This is a genomic window from Algibacter marinivivus, assembly GCF_003143755.1.
GTDB lineage: Bacteria > Bacteroidota > Bacteroidia > Flavobacteriales > Flavobacteriaceae > Algibacter_B > Algibacter_B marinivivus.
In genome coordinates this window covers 1-7349 of the sequence record NZ_QFRI01000007.1, presented here as the reverse complement: position 1 = coordinate 7349, position 7349 = coordinate 1, and the positions used below count along the sequence as shown (strand labels likewise).

At 30.4% G+C, this 7349-nt stretch carries 5 protein-coding genes; all 5 read left to right on the top strand.

Features of this window, described 5'->3' with window-relative positions:
- A partial coding sequence (locus tag DIS18_RS14820) for a T9SS type B sorting domain-containing protein (RefSeq protein ID WP_146191842.1) occupies positions 1-1295 on the top strand: 1295 nt, incomplete at its 5' end.
- 13 nt (positions 1296-1308) lie between these two features.
- Positions 1309-2244, top strand: coding sequence for a PorP/SprF family type IX secretion system membrane protein (locus DIS18_RS14815; RefSeq protein ID WP_109353869.1), 936 nt, complete (start codon positions 1309-1311; stop codon positions 2242-2244).
- Between the two features lie 11 nt (positions 2245-2255).
- Complete coding sequence (locus DIS18_RS14810; protein WP_109353868.1) at positions 2256-4169, top strand: OmpA family protein; 1914 nt, start codon at positions 2256-2258, stop codon at positions 4167-4169.
- 387 nt (positions 4170-4556) lie between these two features.
- A complete protein-coding gene (locus DIS18_RS14805; RefSeq protein WP_109353867.1) occupies positions 4557-5081 on the top strand; it encodes a hypothetical protein in 525 nt (174 codons plus the stop codon).
- Between the two features lie 43 nt (positions 5082-5124).
- On the top strand, positions 5125-7349 hold a 2225-nt coding region (locus DIS18_RS14800), incomplete at its 3' end, for an HYR-like domain-containing protein (RefSeq protein ID WP_219930769.1).

Here is a 7349-nt window from a genome sequence, read left to right as displayed (position 1 = left end):
ATGATAATATAGACCCTACTTTTGTAAGTTGTGCTGCAGATGTCGCAGTCAATGTCGATGCAGGTACTTGTACTACGGATGCTGCTAACGTCACTTTAGGAACACCAACAACGGATGATAACTGTTCGGTAGCTACAGTAACGAATGATGCACCAGCAACATTCCCATTAGGAGATACGACAGTCACTTGGACCGTAACCGATGGTTCTGGAAATACAGCTACTTGTACACAAATTGTAACCGTAAATGATAATGAAGCACCTATTTTTATAGAAACGCTACCGGCAGATGAAACTTATGAATGTGATAGTGTTCCTGAAGCAGATACACTTACAGCAACTGATCCATGTGGTGATGTTGACGTTGTTCTCACTGAAACAAGAACTGACGATTCTTGTCCATCAAACTATTCATTAGAAAGAAAATGGGTAGCTACAGACACAAATGGATTAACTACAACACATATTCAAACTATAACAGTTCAAGATACAACTGCTCCTGTACCAACAGCTACAATTGAATCTTCATTAGCTGTTAATTGTGAAAATATACCTGCTGTACCAACAATTGAATTTACTGATAACTGTTCAGCAAATGTTAATGTTGATTTTAGCGAAACAAATACGTTTAATGAAAATAACCCTTCAGATTATGAAATCATAAGAACATGGCTAGTAACTGATGAATGTGATAATCAAGAAACATATACTCAAACCATTTCTGTAACTTTAGTTGAGTTTGTTGATACAGTTAGTGATAGAGCTTGTTTTGATGATGGAACTATAGATTTAAATGATTATTTACAGAACAATCAAACAGGTGGAGAATGGACAGTTATAGATGGAAATGTAAGATTAGATGAAAATATTTTTGATCCAGAAAATGTTGTATTAGGTATATATAAATTCAGTTATGCTTTCAATAATGATGGTTGTTTAAACACAACTGAAGTAACTATTGAAATTCATGAAGAATGTGTAACATTACCATGTAGTGATAGAAATAACGTTATCATTTCAAAAGTTGTTACACCTAATGGAGACCTTTATAACGAATTTTTCGAAATAAATGGAATAGATGCTTGTGGTTTTATTGTAGAATTACAAATATTCAACCGTTGGGGAGCTAAAATTTATGATAATTCCAATTATCAAAACAATTGGAATGGATTTGCTCATAACGCATCTGTGGGTAGAGCAGAAAAAGTACCAAATGGAACATATTTTTATGTTATTAATTTAAAAAATAGTGGATTAGAACCTTTTGCGAAAGCATTTTATGTAGGGTCTAAATAAATCTAAGGATACTATGAAGTCATTAAAATTAAACATATTTATTTTTTTACTAGCAAATTGTTGGTTCTCTGTTGCACAACAGCTGCCACAATTTACTCAGTATATGTATAACACCATTTCAATAAATCCTGCTTATGCCGGAAGTAGAGAAACATTAAGTGTTGTAGGTTTGCATAGAAGTCAGTGGGTTGGTTTAGACGGAGGTCCAACTACCCAGACTATTTCTGTTCATAGCCCCTTGAGAAATGATAGAGTTGGTATTGGTTTTTCATTTATAAATGATGAATTAGGGTATGAAAATTTCACGTATCTGTATGGTGATTTTTCATATACATTGCCAGTTGGAGAAAAAACCAAATTAGCTTTTGGTATGAAAGCTGGGTTTACTCAATATACTATAGACCAATCACTTTTAGATGACCCAACAGTTGTTACAGACCCATTTTTTAATGATGTTTCAAATAGGTGGAGTCCTAATCTCGGTATAGGCGCATATTTACATACTAACAAATGGTACCTTGGTTTATCTGCTCCTAGAATATTAAATACAGATTATAACAAAGGAAAACAAGGTACTTTAGATTATGTTGCATTAGAACGTGTTAGTTATTATTTTACTGGTGGTTATGTTTTTGATTTAAGCGAAACTACTAAGTTTAAACCAGCAATGTTACTTAAAGCTACAAACGGAGCGCCTTTATCTTTTGATTTAACTGCAAATTTCTTATTCAATGAAACATTTTGGCTTGGAGCATCATATAGGTTTAATGAATCTGCAGCTGCAATTGGAGGAATTGCAGATTTTCAAGTATCAAAACAAATACGAATTGGATATGCATATGAATATCCAATATCTGACTTAAGACCATACACTAGTGGAACACATGAAGTATTATTTATGTATGAATTATTTAAAAGTAAACGTATTAAATCTCCGAGGTATTTCTAAACTAAATTAAAATGAAAACAAATTTTTTAATACTATTATTGGTTTTTTGTACTAACAGCATATTTGCACAGAAAAAACTTGCTGATAAGTTTTTTAGTAATTATGGCTATGTTAAAGCTACAGAACTATATGAAAAAGCATTTGAAGATGGTGATGATAGCGAACATGTATTAACACGTTTAGGAGATTGTTATTATAATAATTCTAATTCTGAAAAAGCGGCTTATTGGTATGGAAAAGCGGCTAATAATTACAATATTAATGGTGAGTATTTATATAAATATATACAATCTTTAAAAAGCATTGGTGATTATGTAGAGGCTGATAAATGGACAAAAAAGCTAATTGAAGTACAAAATAATGATAGTAGGATAAAAGATTATGATTCTAATAATTTATCTAAATATAATGACCTTAATGCTTTAAATAAGGATTCATATTTTGTTATTGAAAATTTACCAATTAATACTAAATTTTCAGATTTTGGCTCATTTATAATTAGTAATAAAATGTATTTTGCTTCGTCACGAGGACTAGATGCAACAAAAAAATATGGATGGAACAAAGAACCTTTTCTAGATTTATATCAAGTAAATATTAAAGAATATGATAAAGAATTAGAGTTCGGTGATGCTGATTTAATAAATGCTTCAAAAATAAATTCAGATTATCATGAGGCTTCAGTTGCAATTTCTAATGATGGCAAAACCATGTATTTTACTAGAGATAATGTAACAAGAAAAAATAAATTAAATTTTGACAAAAAAGGAACTACACATTTAAAAATATACAAAGCAACTTTAGATGATGGTAATTGGGTAGATATTAAAGAGCTTCCTATAAACGACGAAGTTTACTCTACAGGTCATCCAGCTTTAAGTCCAGATAATAAAAAATTATTTTTTGTTTCTGATAGAAAAGGTGGTTATGGACAAACCGATATTTATGAGGTTGATATTTTAGAAAACAATAAATATAGTAATCCTAAAAACCTAGGTAATTCAATAAACACTGAAGGGAGAGAAATGTTTCCTTTTGTCAGTAAAGATAGTACGCTTTATTTCTCATCCGATGGTCGAATAAATCTTGGATTATTAGATATTTTTAAATCAAATATTATTAAAGATAGTACTTCAGTCTCTCAAAATTTAGGCGCTCCGTTTAACAGTGGATATGATGATTTTGCATTTTATGCTGATTCTTCAAATGATATAAAAAGAAGTTTCCTGTCATCAAACAGACCAGGTGGTAAAGGAAATGATGATATATATACTATTTATTCCACTGAATGTTCGCAAAAAATTAAAGGAACAACTAGAGATAAGAAAACAGATGCAGTATTAAGTAATACTACTATTAAGCTTATTGATGAAACTGGTAAAATAATTGAAGAAATTTTTTCCGATGAAAATGGAAATTATGAATTTGATGTTAGTTGTAATAAAGATTATGTTATTATCGGAAGCATTAAAACCTATTCTGATGATAGAATAGAAGTAAAAACGGATGATGAAAATAAAGTTATAAATGAAAGAGATCTGTTATTAGAATCTTTAATTAAAGGAAACCAAATAATTATTAAACCAATATTTTTCGATTATGGAAAATGGAACATTAGAACTGATGCTGAATATGAATTAGAAAACATAGTTGATGTTTTAAGAGCAAACCCAAATATGGTCATAAAAATTGAAGCTCATACAGATAGCCGAGGAAGAGATAAGTTTAATATGAGATTATCTGATAAGAGAGCTAAATCTACGAGGGATTATATATTATCACGAGGGATTTCGTCTAATCGAATTGAGAGCGCTATTGGATTTGGAGAAAGTCAGTTATTAAATAAATGTAGAAATGGTGTAAAATGTACTGCTGAAGAGCATCAACTTAACCGACGATCATATTTTTATATTGTAAAAAAATAATTAAAATCAATAAAACATAAAGTATTAATAATTAGTTGTTTATGTTTTTTTTAAAATATAATAATCGATAAAAAGCAAATTATAACGATTAAATGCTTATTTTAGCGTTTAATCGAATTTATGAGTGATTTACCATGTATATTTGACCAACTAATAACATATATGTTTTTTTGCAAAACCTACTTAAAATACAAAATTATGACCCCGAATCTAATTTCTAAAATAAATAAAGCATTATCAAATTATAGTGCTTATACCCTCTCATTTTCCCCTCACAATTTTTTTATAATTTTTTTATCAATTATTAGCATTAGTCAATAGTTTATAATTACTATTAACTGGTTACTAGTAAATAACTTAGTTTATATAAATAACGTTACATAAATCATGAAAAATAAATCGACTCTTTTATTTTGTACTTTTCTTTTAATTTGCTGTTTTTCACTAACAGTAAATGCTCAGAAAAAAAAGGCAAATAATGATTTTACAATAAATGTAGTTAAGTATAGTGATAGACCTAATTATGAAAATGAGCATATCCATATAATAGAGCTTAAAAATAATTCTAAATTTAAATCAAATTATACATTATCATTAGCTAGCAATAATTGTAATGATAAGAGTTCTAAATTGAATGATAAAAAAGAATTAAATATTAATGCCGAAATTTATTTTGAAAGTTCAAATAAAAAACAAATGGCAGTTGATTTGATTTCTCTGGAACCAAATGAATCTATTAGAATGCGAGTAAAAACTCGAAGAAAGAAAAGTGCCAAACTAAATTCATGGAATTGTTCATCAATATCTGTTACCAAATTATCACAAAATAAATCGAAAAATGCTAAGGCAAACATTTCGGAATCAATTACTATAAAAACTTTTGTTCCAAACCCAAATAATAAAGGGCATTAAAAAAACAAGTTTTTACAAATATCAATTAGTTAATTAAGGGCTTATGAAAACGTCTACTAAATATATTATTAACCATCAGATTATTCTGGGTTTACTTTTTTTAATAAGTGCAGTTACACATGCGCAATTAAAAAATAATTTTGAACCACGATTTAATGAAGCTGTAAATGGTGATTTTACCATGATAGCGAATAATATGGTTTCTACAACTGCTACTGGTGATTATAACGGTGGAGATAACAATCAAGATTTTAATCTTGTTTATGTAGATATTGATGGAAATACAGGTATAGGATTAAATACATTTAACTCTAGTAGAGCTGAATTTAAGAATCCATCACCTGGAACAAGTTGTTTAACTATTAAGAAGGTGTTTTTGTATTGGGCAGCTTCAGATTTTGAGCCAGATGCTAACCAAAACTCAGAAAATCAACCAGCTTGGGATTTTGACGATATAAAACTTATGCTTCCCGGTGAAACTGATTATACAGATTATACAGCCGATGAAGTTTTATATAGAGGTAGGGATGATAATGGGGATGGTAACCCAAATGATCATTTTAGTAATGACCCATATATTTGTGTAAAAGATATTACAACTATTGTAACTGATTTGGTTGCCAATGGTAATGAAGATTCTGCTTACGGACAATATCAAGTAGCTAATGTAGAAGGAAAAATTGGTAATTTAACAGAACATGCATCTGTTTTTCCTACTGGTGTTTCTGGTGGATGGCAAATTGTTTTTGTTTATGATAGTCCTCTTTTGCCTTTAAAGAATGTTAGTATTTATGATGGTTATGCTCACGTTACAGATATCGATAACAATTATAATATTTTAGTTGATGGTTTTCAAACTGTACCAGCTCCACAAGATGTTAACATAAGAGTTCTTATGGGAGCGCTTGAAGGAGATAGAAATTTAAGTGGAGATCAATTACAAATAGAAAATGTTTCAAATACATTTGTTCCATTATCAATAGCGCCATTAAGAGACGCAAATAACTTTTTTAATAGTAGGATAACTATTGATAATAATAATTTTTTAGATAGAACACCACAAAGTCAAAATACTTCTGGGTTTGACGCAGCAATTTTTCAACTGGATAACCCTAGTAATTCAATTATTGGGAATGATCAGACATCTGCAACTTTTAGGCTAACAGCCAACCAAGAAACTTATGGTGTATTTTTGTTAGGTTTATCTGTGGATGTTTTTGAACCTAATCTTGGTCCAATAGAAGTTTTGACCAATATTGCTAATACACCTGTAGCACCAAGTACAACAATTACAGGAAACTTTACTGTTGAAAATAAAGGTAATGATGATGCTGTAAATGTAACTATATCATCTACCCTTCCGCCTCAACTTACATTAGTTGAGCCAATAGTAGGTTTAGACCCAACTCAAATAACATATACATATAATTCAGGAACTGGAGAATTAGTATTTACAGTAATAGATGGAAATGCTGACGCTGGTGATCCTGCTTTTGATGTAGATTTTGATTTACAAATAAGAGATGAATGTTATTTTTTAGAGCAAAATTGTAATCTTTCATTTGGATTGCAGTTTGTAGCTGCTTATCAAGGTGTTCAAAATCCTACTATGCAAACAACTGATAGTTCTTCAGCATTAGATGTCTGTGGTGTAGGTAACAATCAAGAAACTATAATTAATGTAATACAACCAAGTATTTCTTGGCAAACAGCAGTTGGGTCTTTAGATGCTAACGTAGAATGTAATGATTCTAGTGCGTTAACTGCTGCACAAAACCTTACACCCGTGGCAAATAAATGTGCTTTAGTTCCTGTTAAAACATCAGGTGCTTTTGTACCAGATGCTGGATGTTCAAGTACTGGAACTTATACTAATACTTGGAATTTCACAGATGCGTGTGGAGTAACTATTAGTGATTTTGTTCAGACTATTACTGTTATAAATACAACACCTATTGTCTTACCACCTAATGGATCTAATACCGTAGATTGTATTTCAGATGCCTCTGAAACATTTACTTTACCAACAGTAACAGATGCTTGTGGTAATACTTTAACACCTAGTACTGCTGTAATTACTGATAGTCCTGACCCATTAACTTGTGAAGGAACTAGAACTTATACTTATACTTATACAGATTGTGCTGGTAATTCTGCAGACTGGGCTTTTGTTTATACTATAGATACACCTGCATTTACTATTGCTGATGCTGATGGGGCAATTACGGTGGATTGTATTGCGGATGCTGATGGTTCTGGGATTACTCT

Bases quoted from the DNA above. Each gene is read 5' to 3' on its own strand.
- DIS18_RS14815 (WP_109353869.1), top strand. From the start codon at position 1,309: ATGAAGTCATTAAAATTAAACATATTTATTTTTTTACTAGCAAATTGT.
- DIS18_RS14810 (WP_109353868.1), top strand. From the start codon at position 2,256: ATGAAAACAAATTTTTTAATACTATTATTGGTTTTTTGTACTAACAGC.
- DIS18_RS14805 (WP_109353867.1), top strand. From the start codon at position 4,557: ATGAAAAATAAATCGACTCTTTTATTTTGTACTTTTCTTTTAATTTGC.